The sequence below is a fragment of the Rhizobium sp. 0TCS1.26 genome, assembly GCF_050455525.1.
Taxonomy (GTDB): domain Bacteria; phylum Pseudomonadota; class Alphaproteobacteria; order Rhizobiales; family Rhizobiaceae; genus Neorhizobium.
Genome location: NZ_JBCIYV010000005.1, coordinates 131,411 through 150,095, shown reverse-complemented (window position 1 = coordinate 150,095; position 18,685 = coordinate 131,411). Strand labels below are relative to the sequence as shown.

General features: G+C 62.6%; 22 protein-coding genes, 1 tRNA gene and 1 pseudogene. 5 read left to right on the top strand and 19 right to left on the bottom strand.

What is annotated here, in order from left to right:
• Positions 1–13 precede the first annotated feature (13 nt).
• Positions 14–250, top strand: coding sequence for an Lrp/AsnC ligand binding domain-containing protein (locus tag AAIH46_RS20395; protein ID WP_430307896.1), 237 nt, complete (start codon positions 14–16; stop codon positions 248–250).
• Between the two features lie 76 nt (positions 251–326).
• On the opposite strand, the gene AAIH46_RS20390 is transcribed toward AAIH46_RS20395, so the two are convergent.
• Positions 327–530, bottom strand: a complete 204-nt coding sequence (locus AAIH46_RS20390) for a hypothetical protein (protein WP_430307895.1) — start codon at positions 528–530, stop codon at positions 327–329.
• A gap of 515 nt (positions 531–1,045) precedes the next feature.
• Between AAIH46_RS20390 and AAIH46_RS20385 the strand changes: the two genes are divergently transcribed.
• Together AAIH46_RS20385 and bfr are read left to right on the top strand one after the other, a co-directional pair.
• Positions 1,046–1,357 carry a (2Fe-2S)-binding protein gene (locus AAIH46_RS20385; RefSeq protein ID WP_430307894.1) on the top strand — a complete coding sequence of 104 codons (312 nt, stop codon included), beginning with the start codon at positions 1,046–1,048 and terminating at the stop codon, positions 1,355–1,357.
• Complete coding sequence (bfr, locus tag AAIH46_RS20380) at positions 1,323–1,808, top strand: bacterioferritin (RefSeq protein ID WP_430307893.1); 486 nt, start codon at positions 1,323–1,325, stop codon at positions 1,806–1,808. Before AAIH46_RS20385 ends, bfr begins: the two co-directional genes overlap by 35 nt.
• A gap of 79 nt (positions 1,809–1,887) precedes the next feature.
• Here the strand turns inward: bfr and AAIH46_RS20375 are convergent, their stop codons facing one another.
• From AAIH46_RS20375 to rplU, 14 genes and pseudogenes are all read right to left on the bottom strand, one after another.
• Positions 1,888–2,424 (bottom strand): RNA pyrophosphohydrolase, encoded by a 537-nt coding sequence (locus AAIH46_RS20375; RefSeq protein ID WP_430307892.1) that lies wholly within the window; start codon positions 2,422–2,424, stop codon positions 1,888–1,890.
• Between the two features lie 11 nt (positions 2,425–2,435).
• Positions 2,436–3,635 carry a divergent polysaccharide deacetylase family protein gene (locus AAIH46_RS20370; RefSeq protein WP_430307891.1) on the bottom strand — a complete coding sequence of 400 codons (1,200 nt, stop codon included), beginning with the start codon at positions 3,633–3,635 and terminating at the stop codon, positions 2,436–2,438.
• 78 nt (positions 3,636–3,713) lie between these two features.
• On the bottom strand, positions 3,714–5,045 hold the full coding sequence (locus tag AAIH46_RS20365) for a S41 family peptidase (protein WP_430307890.1): 1,332 nt from the start codon (positions 5,043–5,045) through the stop codon (positions 3,714–3,716).
• Positions 5,035–6,459, bottom strand: coding sequence for a murein hydrolase activator EnvC family protein (locus AAIH46_RS20360; protein WP_430307889.1), 1,425 nt, complete (start codon positions 6,457–6,459; stop codon positions 5,035–5,037). The genes AAIH46_RS20365 and AAIH46_RS20360 overlap by 11 nt, the downstream gene beginning before the upstream one ends.
• Before the next feature lie 100 nt (positions 6,460–6,559).
• The gene (gene rlmH, locus AAIH46_RS20355) at positions 6,560–7,042 is read right to left on the bottom strand and encodes a 23S rRNA (pseudouridine(1915)-N(3))-methyltransferase RlmH (RefSeq protein ID WP_430307888.1); all 483 of its coding nucleotides are present in this window, start codon (positions 7,040–7,042) and stop codon (positions 6,560–6,562) included.
• A 111-nt stretch (positions 7,043–7,153) separates the two neighbouring features.
• Positions 7,154–7,594, bottom strand: a complete 441-nt coding sequence (gene rsfS / locus AAIH46_RS20350) for a ribosome silencing factor (protein WP_430307951.1) — start codon at positions 7,592–7,594, stop codon at positions 7,154–7,156.
• A gap of 57 nt (positions 7,595–7,651) precedes the next feature.
• Positions 7,652–8,415, bottom strand: a pseudogene (locus AAIH46_RS20345) (nicotinate-nucleotide adenylyltransferase).
• Positions 8,336–9,628, bottom strand: coding sequence for a glutamate-5-semialdehyde dehydrogenase (locus tag AAIH46_RS20340; protein WP_430307950.1), 1,293 nt, complete (start codon positions 9,626–9,628; stop codon positions 8,336–8,338). Before AAIH46_RS20340 ends, AAIH46_RS20345 begins: the two are co-directional and overlap by 80 nt.
• Positions 9,629–9,632: 4 nt before the next feature.
• Positions 9,633–10,814 carry a glutamate 5-kinase gene (proB, locus tag AAIH46_RS20335; RefSeq protein WP_430307887.1) on the bottom strand — a complete coding sequence of 394 codons (1,182 nt, stop codon included), beginning with the start codon at positions 10,812–10,814 and terminating at the stop codon, positions 9,633–9,635.
• Between the two features lies 1 nt (position 10,815).
• Positions 10,816–11,865 carry a GTPase ObgE gene (gene obgE, locus AAIH46_RS20330; RefSeq protein WP_430307886.1) on the bottom strand — a complete coding sequence of 350 codons (1,050 nt, stop codon included), beginning with the start codon at positions 11,863–11,865 and terminating at the stop codon, positions 10,816–10,818.
• A gap of 177 nt (positions 11,866–12,042) precedes the next feature.
• Positions 12,043–12,618: a GNAT family N-acetyltransferase gene (locus AAIH46_RS20325; protein WP_430307885.1), complete on the bottom strand. Its 576-nt coding sequence runs from the start codon at positions 12,616–12,618 to the stop codon at positions 12,043–12,045.
• The gene (locus AAIH46_RS20320) at positions 12,615–13,250 is read right to left on the bottom strand and encodes a GNAT family N-acetyltransferase (protein ID WP_430307884.1); all 636 of its coding nucleotides are present in this window, start codon (positions 13,248–13,250) and stop codon (positions 12,615–12,617) included. The genes AAIH46_RS20325 and AAIH46_RS20320 overlap by 4 nt, the downstream gene beginning before the upstream one ends.
• 129 nt (positions 13,251–13,379) lie before the next feature.
• A complete protein-coding gene (gene rpmA / locus AAIH46_RS20315) occupies positions 13,380–13,649 on the bottom strand; it encodes a 50S ribosomal protein L27 (RefSeq protein ID WP_133318160.1) in 270 nt (89 codons plus the stop codon).
• A 32-nt stretch (positions 13,650–13,681) separates the two neighbouring features.
• A complete protein-coding gene (rplU, locus tag AAIH46_RS20310) occupies positions 13,682–13,993 on the bottom strand; it encodes a 50S ribosomal protein L21 (RefSeq protein ID WP_430307883.1) in 312 nt (103 codons plus the stop codon).
• Positions 13,994–14,298: 305 nt separating this feature from the next.
• Here rplU and AAIH46_RS20305 point away from each other — a divergent pair.
• Positions 14,299–14,388, top strand: a tRNA-Ser gene (locus AAIH46_RS20305).
• A gap of 105 nt (positions 14,389–14,493) precedes the next feature.
• Here the strand turns inward: AAIH46_RS20305 and AAIH46_RS20300 are convergent.
• The 3 genes from AAIH46_RS20300 to AAIH46_RS20290 are packed head-to-tail and all read right to left on the bottom strand — an operon-like array spanning position 14,494 to position 16,402.
• Positions 14,494–15,357: a VOC family protein gene (locus AAIH46_RS20300; protein ID WP_430307882.1), complete on the bottom strand. Its 864-nt coding sequence runs from the start codon at positions 15,355–15,357 to the stop codon at positions 14,494–14,496.
• The gene (locus AAIH46_RS20295; protein ID WP_430307881.1) at positions 15,350–15,757 is read right to left on the bottom strand and encodes a DoxX family protein; all 408 of its coding nucleotides are present in this window, start codon (positions 15,755–15,757) and stop codon (positions 15,350–15,352) included. Before AAIH46_RS20295 ends, AAIH46_RS20300 begins: the two co-directional genes overlap by 8 nt.
• A 30-nt stretch (positions 15,758–15,787) precedes the next feature.
• The gene (locus AAIH46_RS20290; RefSeq protein ID WP_430307880.1) at positions 15,788–16,402 is read right to left on the bottom strand and encodes an FMN-dependent NADH-azoreductase; all 615 of its coding nucleotides are present in this window, start codon (positions 16,400–16,402) and stop codon (positions 15,788–15,790) included.
• A 91-nt stretch (positions 16,403–16,493) separates the two neighbouring features.
• On the opposite strand from AAIH46_RS20290, the gene AAIH46_RS20285 reads away from it, so the two are divergent.
• Positions 16,494–16,865: a winged helix-turn-helix transcriptional regulator gene (locus tag AAIH46_RS20285; protein ID WP_430307879.1), complete on the top strand. Its 372-nt coding sequence runs from the start codon at positions 16,494–16,496 to the stop codon at positions 16,863–16,865.
• Between the two features lie 225 nt (positions 16,866–17,090).
• Here the strand turns inward: AAIH46_RS20285 and AAIH46_RS20280 are convergent, their stop codons facing one another.
• On the bottom strand, positions 17,091–18,659 hold the full coding sequence (locus AAIH46_RS20280) for an ABC transporter substrate-binding protein (RefSeq protein ID WP_430307878.1): 1,569 nt from the start codon (positions 18,657–18,659) through the stop codon (positions 17,091–17,093).
• Positions 18,660–18,685 lie beyond the last annotated feature (26 nt).

Here is an 18,685-nt window from a genome sequence, read left to right as displayed (position 1 = left end):
GGGAACACACGCCATGAAGCCGATTTTCGTCCAGCTGCGCTGCGCGCCGGGCAAGACCTATGAGGTGGCGGACGCCATCTACAAGACGGAACTGGTCTCCGAACTCTATTCCACCAGCGGCGACTGGGACCTTCTCCTGAAGATCTACCTGCCGGAAGGCAGCGAGATCGGCCACTTCGTCAACGAGAAGATCGCCGCCATCCCGGGCATCGAGCGTTCACTGACGACCCTGACCTTCACCGCCTTCTAAACCTGATGCTGGACCATAAAAAACCGCCCGCGCCGGAAGGCGGGGCGGTTGTGACGTTCAAGCAATTCTTGCAAATTCAGGCGGCAGCGCCGCGCAAGGCGGCATCGCTCTGCGCCCGGACGTGATTGCGGATGGCGAGACGCACTTCGTCAGCCGACGAAAAACGCTGCTCATCCAGCTCGATGACGTGGAATTTGACGGCGATGAACTTCAGCCGATCCTGATCGGGGACGACGATGCCGACGGGCTCGCCGCCGTATTCGATAACCTGCTTTTGCATGGTCATACTCCTGATGTGGCTGCCATCGGCAGCTATGACGAGTGAGACTGTTCAGATCCTGGAAAAGGTGAATGTCACATTCGACAGCACGGGGCGGAAATGGGGCCCGTGCGTTTCACATCATGCGCCACCCGAGAAAGGGTAGTGCGGAACAGATAAGCCATGTCACTCTCCCTCAATGGTGATTGCGCTTCTGGACGAAGCAGCTCGGCTGGCCCGTCCATGGTTGCAGAACATAGTCGAGTCGCACGGCCTGATCAATCAGGAAAACCGTATAGCTAGAATTTTTTTCTGTTTGATGACAGGATTGAGGCTTATGCGTGAAATCCTGTTCGCATCAGCGACAATCATAGGGCGATCAACGGCGCTGCCATCTTTCGGAGCGAGGCCCCGCGGGCGGACGAGTGTGAAGGCGTTCAGCGCCCCTGCTCCACTTCCTGCGGAAATTTCTTGACATCCCGCATCCATTTTTTCAAAAAGAAGATACTGAACGTCATGTTTGATGGCTAATACGCATGCTAGTTTGCAGTTGCAATTACATCACCGACAGGGAAATCAGGGATGTCATCAATGGCCTCCTGGACGAAGACTGTTGGCAGCTGATCGTACCGTCGAAGGTCTACCATGCCATGCAGAAGCGTGGCCGGTGCTGCGGCTGCTTCCCGAACGTCGTCGACCTGATTATCCGCACGACTGAAGAGTATCATGCCTCGCGCCACTCGACTGAGGCCGAGGTCGTCGATTATATGTCCCGCCTGAGACACTTCCACGAAGAACGCAGGAGAGCGGACATTGAAAGGCGACACAAGAGTCATCGAGCGGCTTAACGAGGCCCTTTTCCTCGAATTGGGCGCGGTGAACCAGTACTGGCTGCATTATCGCCTGCTGGAAGACTGGGGCTACACCAAGCTGGCCAAGAAGGAACGGGCCGAATCGATCGAGGAAATGCAGCACGCCGACAAGCTCGTCGCGCGCATCATCTTCCTCGAAGGTCATCCGAACCTGCAGACGCTCGCGCCGCTGCGCATCGGCCAGACGGTCCGCGAAGTGCTGGAAGCAGACCTGGCCGGTGAATACGACGCGCGCACCGCCTACAAGGCCTCGCGCGACATCTGTCACGAGGCGGGCGACTACGTATCGATGAAGCTGTTTGAACAGCTACTGATGGACGAGGAAGGCCATATCGACTTCCTCGAAACCCAGATCGAGCTGCTGGGCAAACTGGGCGACGAAAAGTACGGCCTGCTGAACGCAGAATCCGCCGACAGCGCCGAGTAATCTGTCAGCCAAACGAAAGCCCCCTCGACGCATCCGCATCGAGGGGTCTTTCTTGTTCAAAGATCGGTGAGCTGGAACCTCAGGAACCACTTTCCGTCGGCGCAAGGTACCGGAAAGCCTGGACCACCTCTTCATAGGCCGGCCGCTTGAAGGCGACGATCAGCGACGGAAGCTCGGCCATCGGCTTCCAGTCCCAGGCGTCAAATTCCTGGTGCTGGCCGCTTGGCGGGTTTTCGATATTGATCTCGCTCTCGTCTCCCTCGAATCGGAAGGCGAACCAGCGCTGCGTCTGGCCGCGGTACCTGCCCTTGAGGCCGATGCCGATCATGTGCTGCGGAAGATCGTAATTGATCCAGTCCGGCGCTTCCGCCAAAAGCGAGACCGACCGCATGCCGGTCTCCTCGAACAGTTCGCGATAGGCCGCCGCGCGCGGATCCTCGCCCTTGTCGATCCCGCCCTGCGGCATCTGCCAGAGCTGCGGAGAACCGTCCGACTCGCTGTTGCCGGTGGAGAGCCGCCGCCCGACCCACACCAGGCCCTCGCGGTTGAGGACCATGATGCCGACGCAGGGGCGATAGGGCAGATCGCCCGCACTGATGTTGGCCTTGTTGCTCAAACCTCTGCCCCTTACTGTTGCGCTTCGGCGGAAGCGAGCGCCGAGACGCCGACAATCTCGACACCGCGACCTTCCGCCTTTTCAATCCATTCTGCGACCGCCTCAACCGTCTCGTCGAAGGCGGAACCGACGCCGATCGCCATGCCCTTGCGCTGTGCGATCCGCTCCAGATCGTCGAGCTTGCGCAGGATGGCCTGGCCATCCACCTGAGCGTCGATCGCCACATCGCCGAAGGCGCGCGGTAGATCGACTGCCTTGCCCACCTGCTCGGTCAGCGAGCGCGCCGACGAGCCGTCATCGAGGAACAGCAGGCCGCGATCCGAAATATCCCGAAGCACCGGCTCAAGCGCGTCGGCATCCGTCAGATAGCGACCGCCGAGATAGTTGACGATGCCTGTGTAGTTGGTGATCCGGCCCATCGCCTCGTGCAGACGCTTCAGGTTCTCCGCCTCCCCGCGGCTGGTGGTCAGCGTCAGCGGCCCCGGATCGTTGTCCGGATAGTCGAACGGCTCCATCGGCACCTGCATCAGCAGTTCATGGCCGGCGCGCCGCGCCTCCTGCATCCAGCGCTGCAGGCTGTTGCCGCTGGCGGCAAAGGCAAGCGTGACGCTGCCGGGAAGTTTCTCGATGGCTGTCTGGGTTCCGGTCTGGCTAAGGCCAAGCCCGCCGATGACGATAGCGATGCGGCTGCCGCGCGCACCGGACCACGGCCGGCCATACTGGTCCATCGGTCGCAGACCGTCCGGCGCCCTAACCGGCAATCTGCCGAACGGCGTCTCTTCCAGGAGGTCCTCGTTCGGCATCGCCGCCATGCGCGGATCCTGGCCGTTGCGCTGCGCATCGATGATCAGCGGACCCTGGCCGTCGCGCGGCTTCGGAGAGAACTTGGTGACGACGGAGCCGTCGTCGAGCACCGTGCGGTCGACATTGGCGCCGCTCTGCGACGTCGCCCGCATCGCGTCTTTCGGGGCAGCCGGAGCGGGCTTGGCAGGTGCTGGCGCTGTCTGGGGCAAGGCTGCGGGCGGAACGGCGAGCGTCACCTCGACGGGCGGCGCCGTCTCCAGTCCGCCGGACCGCATGGCATAGAAGGAAAGCCCAAGCACCCCGCCGGCTGCCACAAGGCCCGCCAGAACGGCAAAAGAAGGCCGGCGCGAGCGCCGGTCCTTCGGTTTCCTGTTCTGTCCGAGCGGAGCGTGAAGATCAGTCCCCAATGGATCCGTCCGCCTGTCTTTCAGAAGTGGTCTGGGCATCCGCCGGCGCCTCGAGAGCGGACGGATGCCGATATCCGATCAGGGCTTGGCGGCGGCAGCAGCCTTGTCGGGCTGCGGCGGGAAGGACGCGTCGGTCTTCGTGCCGTGCAGCAGATCCATGGCGTAGGTGAGCTGGAGGTCATCCTTGGCTTCCGGCGGGACATAAGCGCTGGAACCCGAACCTTCGTCCGTCTCGCTCTGGCCCTGGATGTGGCCCGGCAGGCTGGATTCGCCTTCCGCCCGGACCTTGCCCTGCAGTTCTTCCGGCAGCGGCTGTTCGACCTTGACGTCCGGCGTGATGCCGGTGCCCTGGATCGACTTGCCCGACGGCGTGTAATAGAGCGCCGTCGTCAGGCGCAGCGCGCCTGCTTCGCCGAGCGGGATGATCGTCTGCACCGAACCCTTGCCGAACGAGCGCGTACCGACGACCGTGGCGCGCTTCAGGTCCTGCAGCGCACCGGCGACGATCTCCGAAGCCGAGGCCGAACCGCCATTGACGAGCACGATGACCGGCTTGCCATCCGTCAGATCGCCGGGACCGGCATTGAAGCGGCGGGTTTCTTCCGGGTTGCGGCCGCGGGTGGAGACCACCTCGCCACGATCGAGGAAGGCATCCGACACGTTGATCGCTTGGTCGAGGAGGCCGCCCGGGTTGAGCCGCAGGTCGAGCACGTAGCCCTTCAGCTTGTCGGCCGGAACATCGGCCTTGATCTTCTTGATTGCCTTTTCGAGGTCGTCATAGGTCTTCTCGGTGAACGAGATGACACGCAGGTAACCCACGTCACCACCTTCGACACGCGACTTCACGGCACGCACCGCGATGATGTCGCGGGTGACAGTGATATCGATCGGCTTGTCGGCGCCCTTGCGCAGGATGGTAAGCTTGATCGGCGTGTTGACGGCGCCGCGCATCCGCTCGACAGCATCTTCTAGCTTGAGGCCGCGGACCGGCTTGCCGTCGATGTCGGAGATGAAGTCACCGGCGAGAACGCCGGCGCGCGAGGCGGGCGTGTCGTCGATCGGCGTGATGACCTTGACCAGCTCGTTTTCCATCGTCACTTCGATCCCAAGACCGCCGAACTCACCCTTGGTCTGGGTGCGCATGTCGGCTGCGTCCTTGGAATTCATGTAGCTCGAATGCGGGTCGAGCGAGCTCAGCATGCCGTTGATGGCATTCTCGACGAGCTTCTGCTCGTCCGGCGGCGTCACGTACTGGGCGCGTACCCGCTCGAACACGTCGCCGAAGATGGAAAGTTCGCGATAGGTCGAGGATCCGGCTGCCTGGGCAGGCACGCCGGCGGAATACACGACGCTCATGGCCGTGGCCCCGAGCAGTGCACCAACGATGACAAGAGAAGCCCTACGAATCATTTCGTGCCCTTCCAGTTTCTTTTGCGGTCCACCACGGCTTCGAATCGATCGGGGTGCCGTCCTTTCGGAATTCAATGTAAAGCGTCGGGCGATCCGTTTCCAGCGCCAAGGCCGTTGCGCTCGCCACTCTTTTCTCACCCATGGCAGCGATCGGTTCACCTGAGAAGACGAACTTTCCCTGCCGGACATTCACCCTGTCCATCCCCGTCAGAACGACGTGGTAGCCGTCGCCGACGTTGAGGATCACCATCTGGCCATAGCTGCGAAAGGCACCGGCGAAAACGACCAGTCCGTCCGCGGGCGCGGTCACGACAGCATCGGCGCCGGTGGCAAGCGTGATGCCCCGCGCCGTATGGCCTGTACCGTCCGCGTCACCGTAGCTGCGCAAGAGTTCGCCTTCCGCAGGATAGGTCAGTTTCTGCCTCAGGCTTGAAAACGCGTATGCGGGCGCAATGCGGTTTTTGTCGGGCACCCCGCTCTCCGCAAGCTGCCTCGCCTTCTCCCGTTCTTCGGCGGTAAGTTGTTGACGTCGTTCCTCTTCGGCGCGGGCCCGTTGCATCGCCTCACGCACCGAGGAGATCTCACTTTCCAGTGACTGGATGAGGCCTTCGAGGTTCGTGGCGCGGCCCGCCAGCTCCTCCGAACGACGCCGCTCGGCCACCAGGTCGCCGGCATTGGCAAGGTTCTGCTTGTCGTTCTCGACGAGTAGCAGATCCATCCGCCGATCCTCTTCGAGGCTGGCGGTCATGGCGTTGGAGGCTTTCTCCCGCTCAGCCGCGACATCCTTCTGCAGATCGCCGAGCGCGTGGAGGTCGGAGAGCAGCCTGTCGGCTTCGGCGCGCATGCCGGGCACGACGGCACCCAGCACGATGGCGCTGCGCACCGACCCGAGCGCGTCCTCCGGCGTTACCAGCAAAGCCGGCGGCGGATTGCGGCCCATGCGCTGCAGCGCCGCCAGCACTTCGGCAAGCACGCCGCGACGCTCGTGCAGCGAAGCGCGGATCTTGTCTTCCTTCAGCCCGAGCTCCGCCAGCCGCGTTTCGCTCGTCCGGACCTGCGCTTCCAGCTGCTTGCGGCGTGCCGCAGATTCGATCAGCGCCTGGCGAAGGGACGCGTTGCTCTTGTCGAGTTCGGCAATCGCCTGCTCGATGGCCCTGGCCTTGTCTCCGGAAACGGTGAGGGTTTTCGACAGCTGTTCGAGCTCGCCGCGCGTCTGGTCGCGCTTGCGTTCCAGCTCGTCGACCGGGTTGGGAGCGGAGGACACGGCATCGGCCGGGAGAGGCTGCTCGCCTGCCGCAGCGGACACTTGCGCGAGGGCTGTAATCGGCGAAAAGGCGCGCGGCAGCGGCACGATGCCGCCAAGCATCGCCAGCAGCAGAGATCCGCCCGCTATGCGTCTAATCCGCGCTCGCATGGAATTTCAAACCCGTCCTAATGCGGCAAGTCTAAGCTGATTTGCCGGGGGATGCCAGAAACACATGCCAGAAACATCCGAGTGTCGCTGACCTCGGCTTTTAGACCCGGTGATAGGGATGTCCGGAGAGGATGGTGACCGCCCTGTAGAGCTGCTCGGCGATGAGGATGCGCACCAGCTGGTGCGGCCAGGTCATCGCTCCGAGGTTGACCACTGCATCGGCCCGCTCATACAGCGCCGGATCAAGCCCGTCCGCACCGCCGATGGCGATCGTCAACTCGCGCTTGCCCTGGTCGCGGTACCGTCCGAGGAGATTTGCGAAGGCGGGACTGTCGAGCGCCTTGCCCCGCTCGTCGAGCAGGATCAGGATCGCTCCTTCTCCAAGGCTTTTCTCCAGCATCGCCGCCTCCTCGCGCTTGCGCGTGTCGGCAGCCGACGCCCGGCTTTCGGCGACCTCCGTGACCCGCGCAAGTTCCAGGCTCACCGCAGGGCCGGCTTTGGCGAAGCGGTCGAGATAACGGGAGGCGAGCTCTTTCTCAGGTCCGGTTTTCAGCCGTCCCACGGCGAAAAGGCCAATCCGCATGATCCATCACCGCCTGACTGGAAGCCGCAACCCAGGTATCGCGGCTGGGGCATGCCCAGCCGCTCCAAGCGGCCATCGGCACTGCGGCATCAGGATCGCCTGACGGAGCCGCTAGTGCAGTGTTCCTTCCTCGTCGGGAGCTGCCCACATCTTTTCGATGTTGTAGAACTCCCGGATTTCCGGGCGGAACACATGGATGATGATGTCACCACTGTCAATCAGCACCCAATCACCTGTGTCGAGGCCTTCGACGCGGGCGCTGCCATGGCCCTCGTCCTTGAGGTCCGACAGGAGGTGTTCGGAGATTGCCGACACATGCCTGCTCGATCGCCCGGACACTACGACCATGTAGTCTCCCAGCGCCGATTTTCCGGCAATGTCGATGGTGACGATGTCTTCGGCTTTTGAGTCCTCGAGGCTCGCGAGGACCAGTTCAAGAGTGCGGGCAGCAGCATCGGCGCCGCGTTCCAGGCTCTTCGGGAGGAGGTATGACGCCCTCCCCTTGGCGTGAACTGTTGTCAGGGTTGTTCCTTTCTTCCAAGAACAGAACAGGCACGAAACGAATCTGCCGTAGCGGCGATCCGCACCAGTTAAGGTGGCATCGAATGGTTAATCTTTCAAGGGAAACCGCTGCTGGTCCGAGCTGGTTTTCGCCGTGTCCGAATGCGGCTCCCGGGACTGGCTGCGCAGTGCCGTCGAACTGAATGAGGAGCGGGGCCCGTGGATGAAGGTCCACACCGGCGGCCGGCGCATCGCCAGCGATCGTGCGGCATTCTCATCGACGCGGGCGAACCACAGGGCCCTGGCGGCCGGCGACGACAGGAAGGATAGCGTGGCGCCCGGCCGGTCAATGACGACGATCGGCACCAGATCGGCGATCTCTCGCCATTTCTGCCACTGATGAAATGTCTTCAGGCTGTCGGCGCCCATGATCCAGACGAACCGTACGCCGCGATTGCGCGCCACCACATGCGCCAGCGTATGTGCCGTGTAGCTCGTCTGCAGGCGCTCCTCAAAGGCTGTCACCTTGATGCGCGGATCGCGCGCCAGATCTTCGCTGAGCGCGATCCGCTCGGCGAGCGGCAGCAGCACCGAGCGGCTTTTCAGCGGGTTGCCGGGCGTGACCATCCACCAGAGCTGGTCAAGCCCCAGCCGCTTGAGGGCGATCTCTGCCACCAGCAGGTGGCCGGGATGCGGCGGATTGAAGGAACCGCCGAACAGGCCGACGACCATGCCCTGTTCGACATGCGGCATGGCAACGTAACGGTTCAGCTCCCTCCCGACCGTCACGCGTCAGGGCCGCGTCTGGCCGGTGCCGTGCACCCGGTACTTGAAGGAGGTGAGCTGCTCGACGCCGACCGGCCCACGGGCATGCATCTTGCCGGTGGAAATGCCGATCTCGCCTCCCATGCCGAACTCGCCGCCATCGGCGAACTGGGTCGAGGCGTTGTGGAGGAGGATGGCGGAATCGATCTCGTTGAAGAAGCGGGCCACCACGGCGGGATCCTCGGCGATGACCGCCTCCGTATGGCTGGAGGAATAGGTGCTGATATGGTCGATCGCACCGGCGATCCCGTCGACCAGCGTCACCGAAATGATGGCTTCGAGATACTCGGTGCGCCAGTCGTCCTCGGTCGCGGGAAGAAGCCCGGAAACCTGCGCGCGAACCTCGTCCGAGGCGCGGATCTCGCAGCCGGCCGCCGAAAGCGCCGCAAGCATCGGCTGCAGGTGCGTTGCCGCCGCCTGCCGGTCGACCAGCAGCGTTTCGGCAGCCCCGCAGATCCCGGTGCGCCGCATCTTGGCGTTGACGACAATCTGTACTGCCATATCGAGATCGGCCGAGGCATCCACGTAGATGTGGCAGAGCCCTTCGAGATGGGCAAATACCGGCACCCTCGCCTCAGACTGCACGCGCGCGACAAGGCTCTTGCCGCCGCGCGGCACGATGACGTCGATCGCCCCATCGAGACCGGAGAGCATGGCACCGACGGCGGCGCGGTCTGCGACCGGAACCATCTGGATCGCCTCTTCCGGCAGACCCGCCTTTGCGAGACCGGCACACAGGCAGCGATGGATCGCCTGCGATGAGAACAGCGAGTCCGACCCGCCGCGCAGGATCACCGCATTGCCCGCCTTCAGGCAGAGCGCTCCGGCATCGGCCGTAACATTCGGCCGGCTCTCGTAGATGACGCCGATGACGCCGAGCGGCGTGCGCACCCGCTCGATCTTCAGCCCGTTGGGACGTTCCCACGCTGCAATGACGTCGCCGACCGGATCCGGCAGCCGGGCGATTGCCCGCAGGCCCTCGGCCATGTCGTCAATGCGCTGACTGGTCAGCGTCAATCGGTCGATGAAGGACGGTTGAAGCCCCTTACCCTCGACATTGAGGAGATCGCGCGCGTTGGCAGCAAGGATCTCTTCTTTGCCGGCAATGATGGCGTCGGCAGCCGCATGCAGGGCGGCATCTTTCACGGTGGCCGGCTGCATGGCCAGAACCCGCGCCGCCTTCTTTGCATTGCGACCCACGTCCAGCATCAGTTGCTGGATGTCAGCCGGAGTGTGGGTGTCGGCTTCGCGCTTGAGCATCGGCTCAGACATGGGCGGCGCCCTCCTCGATCTCTTCCTGCTTCATCCGTTGGGAGGGGATGGCGCCGGTGATCACCAGGTCGTCACGGTGCACCATTGCAGCCCGCCCCGCATATCCCAGGACGTCGGCGATCTCCGCCGACTTGCGTCCGGCGATGGCCTTGGCCTCGTCGACATCGTAGCTCGCCAGGCCACGGGCAATTTCGCGGCCCTGCGAACCGACGATCACCACCGTGTCGCCGCGACTGAATTGACCTCCGACCGAACGGACACCCGCCGGCAGCAGACTTTTGCCGATTGCCAGCGCCTGCTCTGCACCGGCATCGACGACCAGCTCCCCGGCCGCCTGCAACTGGCCGGCGATCCATGTCTTGCGGGCGGTGACCGGCGTACCGGACGGCGCAAACCAAGACGACCGTGCGCCGGCGTCAATGGCCGTCAGCGGATGCTGCGTCTTGCCCGAGGCGATGATCATCGCGCAGCCGGCACCGGTGGCGATCTTGCCGGCGTCGATCTTTGTTCGCATGCCGCCACGCGACAGTTCCGACGCCGCACCGCCGGCCATCGCCTCAATATCGGGCGTGATGCTGTCGATCGTCTCGAGGAACTGGGCCTCAGGATCGAGATGCGGCGGCGCCGTGTAGAGCCCGTCGATATCCGAAAGCAGCACCAAAAGATCTGCACCGGTCATGGTCGCGACACGCGCCGCGAGCCGGTCGTTATCGCCATAGCGGATTTCCGAGGTGGCGACCGTGTCGTTCTCGTTGATGATCGGCACCGCGCCGAGCTTCAGCAACTGGCTGATGGTCGCGCGTGCATTGAGGTAGCGGCGCCGCTCTTCCGTATCGCCGAGCGTCAGCAGGATCTGTCCGGCAACGATGGCGTCGCGCGACAGGCTCTGCGACCAGGCGCGGGCAAGCGCGATCTGGCCGACGGCGGCCGCCGCCTGGCTTTCCTCAAGCTTCAGCGCCCCACCCGGCAGGCCGAGCACCGTGCGACCCAGCGCAATCGCACCCGAGGAGACCACCAGCACGTCGATCTTTTCGGCACGCAGAGCCGCGATATCGGCACAGACCGAATTCAGCCAGTCCGTCTTCAGGCCCGTCTTGCGGTCCACCAGCAGCGCCGAGCCGATCTTGATGACGATCCGCCGGTGCTGCATCAGAGACTTGCGCGACAGGCCCATGTCAGTCCTCGCTTCTATCTTCGTCGACCCGGCTGCTGCGATCGGGAAGCGCGGTCTCAGAATTCGCCGCGACAATGATGTCCCGCAGGGCTCGCTGCACTTCCAGCATGCCCTTGTTGATGGCGGCGGAAATCAGCATCGGCGGACGGCCGCAGGCCTTCTGCAGCTCCTTCGCCTTCTTCTTCAGCGTCTCTTCATCGAGCACGTCGATCTGCGACAGCGCGACGATCTCCGGCTTGTCCTTCAGCCCGCCGCCATAGGCCTCGAGCTCGCGCTTGACCGTGGTGTAGGCCTTGCCGACATGCTCTTCCTGGGCAGAAACCAGATGCAGGAGAACGCGCGTGCGCTCCACATGGCCAAGGAACCGGTCGCCGATGCCGACACCCTCATGTGCACCTTCGATGAGACCCGGAATGTCGGCAAGCACGAACTCCCGCCCGTCGATGGTGGCAACGCCGAGGTTCGGATGCAGCGTCGTGAATGGATAGTTGGCGATCTTCGGCCGCGCCCGGGTAACGGTCGCGAGGAAAGTCGATTTTCCGGCGTTCGGCAGACCGACGAGGCCCGCATCGGCAATCAGCTTCAGCCGCAGCCAGAGTGTCTTTTCCTCGCCTTCGAGGCCGGGATTGGCCCAGTCTGGCGCCTGGTTGGTCGAGGATTTGAAATGCGTGTTGCCGAAGCCGCCATTGCCGCCTGCTGCAAGCCGGAAGCGCTGGCCTTCCTTGGTGATGTCGACGATCAGCGTCTCGTTGTCTTCCTCGAAGATCTGCGTACCGACCGGCACTTTCAGCGTGACGGAGGCGCCATTGGCGCCGGTGCGGTTGCGGCCCATGCCGTGCACCCCGGTGGCCGCCTTGAAATGCTGCTGGAACCGGAAATCGATGAGCGTGTTCAGCCCGTTGACGGCCTCGACCCAGACGTCGCCGCCACGCCCTCCGTCGCCGCCGTCCGGTCCGCCGAACTCGATGAACTTTTCACGGCGGAAGGATACCGCGCCGGCACCACCGTCGCCGGAGCGGATATAGACTTTTGCCTCGTCGAGAAACTTCATGGGTTCTGCCGTCTTTGGTGCGGTTGATCTTGCCGCGGAAGCGATTGCTGCCGAGGCTTTTGGTATCGTCGCTTCGCCCGAAGGTCAAAGCTTATCATGACTTTTTGCCGGCTCCGCAGCTGTGAGATGGAAGCCGTGGAAGACCGGGGCCGGCCGGCGGCCCCGGTCGACAGCATGTCACGGCAGGCGCAAGGCGGATGCCTCAACCTGGGTCTCGATATGCGCCACCATGGCATTGCGGGCCATGCTGTAGATGTCGGTGCAGCCGAGAACCGTGAAGCCGAGCTTTTCCTGGATGCGCAGCGACGCCGGATTATCGGCAAAGACACCCGAGTGAAGCACCGCCCCCGGCAGCCGGCCGAAGAACGACGCCAGTGCTGCCGCGACCGCCTCGCTCATCAGCCCCCGGCCCCAGTGGGAGCGACCGAGCCAATAGCCGAGATGCCATTGCCCGTGCCGAAGCTCAAGATTGACGGTGCCGACATGCTCGCCGCCATCGGTAATCGCCAGCGGCCAGCGCGGCCCCTTCGACGCCTGCAGGCTTTTCAGCCAGTCGGTCGCATCGTCGAGACCATAAGGCACCGGCACCCGGCCAAGCATGCGCGTCACCTGCCAGTCGCCGAGCGACGCGGCGATCGCGGCCGCGTCGCGCGCCTGGTGCGGTCGAAGAACAAGCCGACGGGTCTCGATGACCGGGCAAGGACCGGGATCGTCTACAGACCGGAGCGGGCGGGCGAGGAGATCGGCGCTCATCGCATGTCTCCCCAGCTCTTCAGCGACATCCAGGTCTTGCGGTCGAGCCGGAACCATTCGACAGGCACCATGCCGCCAAGCGCCAGGCAGCCGATCATCCCCGAGCCCTGGAACTGGAAACCGCACTTCTGGATGACCCGCCTGGAGGCAACGTTGGTGACCCGGCAGCGGGCATCGATCTGGTCGATGTCGCGGGTCCGGAACGCCATGTCGATCAGCGCATGCGCCGCTTCCGTCGCATAGCCCTTGTTCCAGTGCGGCTCGCCGAGCCAGTAGCCGATCTCCAGCGTCGTATCGTCCTCGGGGTGCGGCTCAAGCCCGCAGCAGCCGAGGAAGGCGCCGTTGTCGCCACGGGTAATGGCATAGACGCACTTGCCGATCTCGCCGGTTTTCGTACGTCGTACGAAGTCCGCCGCATCTTTCGCCGTATAGGGATGCGGCATGCGCGATACCATGGTGGCGATATTGGCGTTGTTGGCGAGATGGGAAAGGGCGTCGATGTCTTCTTCGTGGGGCGCGCGCAGAACCAGTCTCTGCGACAACAGGACGGGGCAATCGCTGCGTAAGAGCTGCGGCCTCAACCGCTCTTCGGGCGACCGGCTCTGGTCACTCCGTAATAATTCGCCGTACATGTTCAGTCTCCTTCGCGAGGGTAAAGAAAAAGGGGAGGTGGGTGGCGCCCCATCTCCCCTTTTCTTTGACTGAACCTTTGAACGTTCAACCGGGTCGATGAGACGCCGGTTGCATAACGCTTGCCGGCTTTATTCTGCGGCTTCCGCTTTCGGCATCACGGACACGTAGACGCGGCCGTTAGCCTTCGTACGGTAGTTCACGTTGCCTGCGGTCAGCGCGAAAATCGTGTGGTCCTTGCCGAGGCCGACATTGGCGCCCGGATGCCACTGCGTACCGCGCTGACGCACGATAATGTTGCCCGGAATGACGACTTCGCCACCGAACTTCTTCACGCCGAGGCGCTTGGAATTGGAATCGCGACCGTTACGCGACGAACCGCCAGCTTTTTTATGTGCCATGGGAGTTCTCCTTTAAACCTTCGAAACCCGAGTTAAGCCAAGATGTCGGTTATGCGGACAACCGTGTGGTGCTGGCGATGACCGCGAATCCGCTTGGAATTCTGGCGGCGACGCTTCTTGAAGGACAGGACCTTCTTGCCACGGTTATGCTCGACGACTTCGGCCTTGACGATCGCGCCGGCTACGAAGGGTGCACCGAACTTGGCATCGGCGCCAACGCCGACGACCAGGATCTCGTTGAATTCGACAACTGCGCCAGCTTCGGCTTCCAGCTTTTCGATGGTCAGCACGTCGTTGGCGGCCACGCGGTACTGCTTACCGCCGGTCTTGATGACTGCGAACATTATTTGTCCTTTCATGTTCGTTCCGGCTCTTCCCGACCCAAGGGGCAGGCGGCCGTCTTTTTATCAGTCGATGTTGAGCAGGAAGGCGGGACGGATGGCCCTGCCGGTCTGCCGGTGAAACGCGGCGCCTAGGCACCTGCCGTCATCCGTGCACGGAGTGACCCATGCCGGAACGCGTGGGGGATAAGCCAGCCCCTCCAGGCTGTCAAGGAAAAAGACTTGGATCTCCTTGATTTCGCTCTTGCCACCCACCCCTTTCATCGCTATGAGACAGCCCGCGCCGACAAAGCGCCGACCAGCGAAGCGGAGAGGTGGCTGAGTGGTCGAAAGCACCGCACTCGAAATGCGGCATACGGGCAACCGTATCGTGGGTTCGAATCCCACCCTCTCCGCCATAGTTCGCGAACAGACACGATAGCTCGACCAGTTAGACCAGTACGGTCAATCGCTTTGCCGACCTCTATTCAACGCAATTCGTTCTTACGCCGCCTCCGGGTCCGTTAGGCGCGCACGAGCCTCAGTTCGATACCCGACGGGTCTTGCAACACATGCGCGGCACCGAGAGATCTTGCCGAAGGGTTCGCATTGACGGCAGCATTCAGCCTCTCCATCGTCTCGAAACGCAGTTCGAAATGACGCATCCTCGCCATGCCCTGCGGGTGAACGGGCGCGCCGATGCCTTGCCAGGTGTTGATGGCTATGCGGTGCTTGAAGGCGCCGCCGGCACCGAAGTCGGCAACCTGCATCGGCGGCCACCATCTTGCCAGTTCGAAGCCAAGCCCCGTGTAGAAGTCGCGTGACCGTTCGAGGTCCGCGACATAGAGGTGGATGTGGCCGACCTTGGTTGCCGGGTGGGCCGCCTCCAGTTCCGAGCCGGGCTCGTAGGATTGATGTATTTCTTGGAGGTCGAGAGGGTAGGAGCCTGGGCGTTCAGTGCCGTCGGTGCCGATAAAAGCCAGCCGGCTTCCCACAGGCCTGAAGGCGCGGAAGCGTTCGGGTGTTTCCAAAGTGACCTCGATGTTGATGCCGTCTGGGTCGTCCAGATAGATCGCCCTGGAGAAGGTGTGGTCGGTCGGTGAGCACGGATAGCGAAGGTCGGAGAAACGCTTCAGCAGACGGGCGAAATCACGCTGGTCAGGCGTATGGATTGCTAGATGGTAGAGGCCGCTGTGCCCCTGTCTGACCGGCTCGGTCGCCCCGCCATGCAGGACGATCAAGGTTTCTTTCTCGGTGCCCAGCTCAATGCTGTCACCAAAGGTTCGACGGGTAAAGCCGAAGAGGCTTTCCCAGAAGCGTGCCGTCGTCTCGACATTCCTGACCTCCAGGTGAATGGAGCCGAATGCAATCAGATCATGATCAACCACGTTGCCTCCTGCGGGACTTGAAGCGGGCAAGCGCGCCGCGCTGGAGAACGATCAGCAGAGCGATGAGCGCGGCGATGACAACGGTATGAACCCAGTCGATATGAAGGACTGTGAGCTGCGCCAGGAGCGCTCCCAGGTCGACGACCAGCATGAGAATGGCGCCGAAGACGGAGACGCCGGGGATCAGAACCGCGATGCCTGCGATCAGTTCAAGCGCGGCCGTGAAATATCGGAACCACTGGCCAAGGCCGACCGCATCGAACTCGGCGACCATTGCCTCGCGCCCGCTCAGCTTCATGAGCGCGAAGAGAATGAAGGCAAGCCCCAGAACGATGCGGAGAGCCCAAGTCAGGTAGAAGACGGGCCGGCTCGGACGGCCGGCGAGCAATGCTGTTTCCATAGAAGCGTTCTTTCTTGCAAGAGAGCTGGTTCAGGCGGTCAGTCTGTCAATCGCGCTGCGCGCTCCAGCCACGGCTTCGGCCCGCGCCTGCGGCGGCGCATTCAGGCCTTCCGCCACCACGAGTTCAGGCGCGATGCCGATAAAGCCGAACATGGTCCGAAGCAGGGTTTCGGCATGCTCCGCGGAGGCGGCGGCAGTCTCTGGCGCATAGACGCCACCTCGGGAAAGAGCGATGACGACGCGTTTGCCCTTCGCCAGGCCTTCAACGCCGCCGGCGGAGGGCCTGAATGTGGTACCGGGTATGATGATGCGGTCGAGCCATGCCTTGAGCTGCGTGGAGACCGTGAAATTGTACATCGGTGCGCCAATGACGACGACGTCGGCTTCCATGAATTCCTGGAGCATGCGGTCGCTATCGTCGCGGATCGTCTGGGCAATGCTGTCCAAAGGACCCGCCATCTTCGACGCCGGGTGCGCGGTCGGAAGCGTCGCGACCGTCAGATGCGGAATGGTCGCTACCGCCAGATCGCGGTAAGTGACATGCGTATCCTGAACTGCCGTAAGCCGCTCGACGATGAGAGCAGAAAGCTCCCTCGAAACCGAGCGCGCTCCGAGAATGCTGGCATCGATGTGGAGAAGTTTCATTCGGTAACCCTAGTTCTCTTGTGTAACTAGGCATTATGTTAGATGGGCTGTAAACCTGCGCAAGAATGCACGTTTTTGATACCGAGGTTACATGGCTGTGCCCGATCCCACCTTAAACCTGTCGCCTGCGTGTCTGAAGGTCTCGCAGGTTATCGCCCGTGTCGGAGACAAGTGGAGCGTCCTCACGGTCATGACGCTCAAGCGGCGCTCCTATCGCTTCAACGAGCTGAGACGCGAAATCGAAGGCATATCGCAACGAATGCTCACCCTGACGCTGCGCAATCTCGAACGGGACGGCCTGGTGAAGCGCACGGTCACACCGTCGATACCGCCTCGGGTCGATTATGAACTGACCGAGCTGGGCAACTCCCTATCCGGCGCCGTACAGGCTCTCGGAACATGGGCGGCGGAAAACGCGAAACAGATCGATGAGGCCCGGTCGAAGTGGGATTCAATTAGCTGACCTGAGGCACTTTGGAAGAGACGGACCTCGCGTCCATCTCGTGGCCTGCCGAAGCTCGTCGTTCTCCCATACAAGAGCCGACATCCTCTCAGCCACATTGCTCGGCAGACCTGCAGAAGTGGGAGCCTCCGGCAACTCCGGGGCGGTTCGGCCGCTGCCTGAGCGTCTTGAGGCAGATGAGGAGCCGGCGGTAGCCCGCCGACCCTTCGAGATCAGTATTTCACCTCAGCCGTTGACGCCCTTCAGCACCAGGTTGAGGTAGACGCGACCATCCGGACGGGCTTCGTAATCCAGACGCTTGGAGACGCCGTAGAAGGTCGGCTCGGTGAACATCCAAACGACCGGTGCCTGCTCGGCCACGTAGGCCTGCGCCGCATCGCACATGGCCTTCCACTTCGACGGGTCGAATTCCTGGTTGAATGCCTTGAACATCTGCTCGAACTTGTCGTCCGCCCAGCTCATGCGGTTTGAACCCGAATCCTTCTGCACCAGCAGGAGATCGCCCTGGCAGGTGTAATCGGGACCCGACGAGCTGTTCATCAGATCACGGTAACCGGCGCCCTGCTTTGCGCGCATCTGCGAGCTGACGGAGTTGTCGATGACGCGCAGGTCCGCAATTTCAATTCCCACTTCCTTCCAGGAATCGGCCATGACCTGGGCGATTTCCTTGTCCATCAGATAGGAGCCGTTGGTGGTGTCGAAATTCAACGAGAGCTTCACGCCGTCCTTGGCACGTACGCCATCCGGGCCGGGCACCCAACCTGCAGCGGTAAGGAGTTCCTTCGCCTTGGCCGGATCGTAGGCGTAGGGCTTCAGTGCGGTATTCTGGTGAGGTGAATTCACGAGGTCGATCGAGCATTTGGCCATGCCGCCAAGAAGCACGGTTGCGATCTCTTCGCAGTTGACCGCATGGTTCATGGCCTGGCGGACGCGCACGTCGGCGAGCGCCGGGTTGCGACCCTGCTTGATCGCGACGAACACGCGGCGATAGCTCGGAGCGACGATCACCTTGGCGCCGGCGCTTTCGAGATCCGCCCTGAGGTCTGCCGGTACGCCGACCATGAGATCGGCGGAACCTGCCTTGATCTCGCTGATGCGGGTCGCAACTTCTGGCACGGCCTTGACGATCACGTCATCGACAGGAGGCTTGCCGGCGCGGTATTTGTCGAAGGCCTTGAGGATCAATCCCTCGCCCGCCTTGTAGGAGACGAACGTGTATCCGCCGGCGCCGACCGGCGCGAATGCGACCTTTTCGGGCGAATTCTCGGTGTAGTATTTCGGCGGCAGCAGCGACAGCTCGGGGTTGACCATGTGCGAGGTGATGATCGGATCCGGCACCGTCATGACCAGCTTGACGGTCAGGTCGTCGATCTTTTCGATGTGATCGTATTTCAGGGCACCCAGCGCAAAGCTCAGGTCGCCCTTGCCGGCCGCAAATAGCTTCTTGGCGCGGTCGAAGGTGAAAACTGCCGCATCCGCATTGATCGGCTCGCCGTTCTGGAACACCAGGCCGGGGCGAATCTTGATCTCCCAGTTCAGGGGATCGATCATCTTGATTGACTGCGCGAGCGCTGCCTGGACCTCACCCTTGTTGTCGAGGCGGAAAAGCGTCTCATGGATCGACAGGATGACGTTGGCGTCAGCCTGCGTGAACATCGGATCAAGGCTGACCGGCTCGGCATTGTTCAGGAAGACGACCGGCTTGCCTGCCGCGAGTGCGGGCGATGCGCTGGTGGCACCGACAGCCAGTCCGATTGCCAGCATCGAAGTTCGAAAGAGATGCGTCGATTTCATTGTCTGTTCTCCTACTGGATTTTTTT

Coding starts and splice junctions, on each gene's coding strand:
- AAIH46_RS20360 (WP_430307889.1), bottom strand. CDS start 6,459: ATGCGAGCGCGGATTAGACGCATAGCGGGCGGATCTCTGCTGCTGGCG.
- rpmA (WP_133318160.1), bottom strand. CDS start 13,649: ATGGCACATAAAAAAGCTGGCGGTTCGTCGCGTAACGGTCGCGATTCC.
- AAIH46_RS20395 (WP_430307896.1), top strand. CDS start 14: ATGAAGCCGATTTTCGTCCAGCTGCGCTGCGCGCCGGGCAAGACCTAT.
- AAIH46_RS20285 (WP_430307879.1), top strand. CDS start 16,494: ATGGCTGTGCCCGATCCCACCTTAAACCTGTCGCCTGCGTGTCTGAAG.
- rlmH (WP_430307888.1), bottom strand. CDS start 7,042: ATGCGGATTGGCCTTTTCGCCGTGGGACGGCTGAAAACCGGACCTGAG.
- AAIH46_RS20280 (WP_430307878.1), bottom strand. CDS start 18,659: ATGAAATCGACGCATCTCTTTCGAACTTCGATGCTGGCAATCGGACTG.
- rplU (WP_430307883.1), bottom strand. CDS start 13,993: ATGTTCGCAGTCATCAAGACCGGCGGTAAGCAGTACCGCGTGGCCGCC.
- AAIH46_RS20390 (WP_430307895.1), bottom strand. CDS start 530: ATGCAAAAGCAGGTTATCGAATACGGCGGCGAGCCCGTCGGCATCGTC.
- AAIH46_RS20290 (WP_430307880.1), bottom strand. CDS start 16,402: ATGAAACTTCTCCACATCGATGCCAGCATTCTCGGAGCGCGCTCGGTT.
- AAIH46_RS20320 (WP_430307884.1), bottom strand. CDS start 13,250: ATGTACGGCGAATTATTACGGAGTGACCAGAGCCGGTCGCCCGAAGAG.
- proB (WP_430307887.1), bottom strand. CDS start 10,814: ATGGGCCTGTCGCGCAAGTCTCTGATGCAGCACCGGCGGATCGTCATC.
- AAIH46_RS20385 (WP_430307894.1), top strand. CDS start 1,046: ATGCTAGTTTGCAGTTGCAATTACATCACCGACAGGGAAATCAGGGAT.
- AAIH46_RS20325 (WP_430307885.1), bottom strand. CDS start 12,618: ATGAGCGCCGATCTCCTCGCCCGCCCGCTCCGGTCTGTAGACGATCCC.
- AAIH46_RS20340 (WP_430307950.1), bottom strand. CDS start 9,628: ATGCTCAAGCGCGAAGCCGACACCCACACTCCGGCTGACATCCAGCAA.
- obgE (WP_430307886.1), bottom strand. CDS start 11,865: ATGAAGTTTCTCGACGAGGCAAAAGTCTATATCCGCTCCGGCGACGGT.
- AAIH46_RS20365 (WP_430307890.1), bottom strand. CDS start 5,045: ATGATTCGTAGGGCTTCTCTTGTCATCGTTGGTGCACTGCTCGGGGCC.
- AAIH46_RS20295 (WP_430307881.1), bottom strand. CDS start 15,757: ATGGAAACAGCATTGCTCGCCGGCCGTCCGAGCCGGCCCGTCTTCTAC.